Origin of the sequence: Campylobacter concisus (assembly GCF_002913225.1) — a bacterium.
In the GTDB taxonomy this organism is placed as follows: domain Bacteria; phylum Campylobacterota; class Campylobacteria; order Campylobacterales; family Campylobacteraceae; genus Campylobacter_A; species Campylobacter_A concisus_J.
In genome coordinates, this window is sequence record NZ_PPAW01000048.1 from 1 (window position 1) to 602 (window position 602).

General features: G+C 33.6%; 1 protein-coding gene. It reads right to left on the reverse strand.

All coding sequences use genetic code 11. The features are described 5' to 3' along the window. A partial coding sequence (gene tssK / locus CYP26_RS08295; RefSeq protein WP_181000890.1) for a type VI secretion system baseplate subunit TssK occupies positions 1 to 602 on the reverse strand: 602 nt, incomplete at both ends.

Sequence of the window (602 nt, forward strand, 5' to 3'; positions counted from 1 at the left end):
GTTAAATATGTTGAAAAATCAAGTCTATTTTTAGCTTGATCAAAACCTCCTAGCAACCCAAAATAACTCTCTTGATGTTGCTTTGTAGCAAGGCTAAGCTCCTCTATAAAATTTGTTATAAAGGTGTTTTTACTGATGTCAATACAAGTTGGAATAAATTTTTCGTCAAGTGTTATTTGCTTATTTAGGTCTATATTTTTTATTTTACAAATTGGTATGCTAAGCTCATAAGGCATCTTTGAGCCAAATACCCCAAGAGACGATCTTTGGCTTGCTAGGATTAGATTTTCTTTATCTTGTGTAAAGGCAGAAGATAGTTCAAAATCATCTTTATCATCTAGCTCGTTTAATATATCATTGCTAGCTTCATCATGCACTCTTGAGCTAATAAGTGCTTGCTTGGCTGTAAATTTTAGATTTGGTAAATTATTTTGCAAGCTAATATCAACCAGACCTGAGCTAATAGGTAGTTTTAACACTATAATGGCTGAGTTTAGTTCACTTGGGCTTATCTCAAGTGGGTCTGGTAATTCATCTTGATCTGGCGCGTTAAAAATCGTGCCATCTTGAGAGATACAAGAAATTTTAGTTAGCCCTATTTT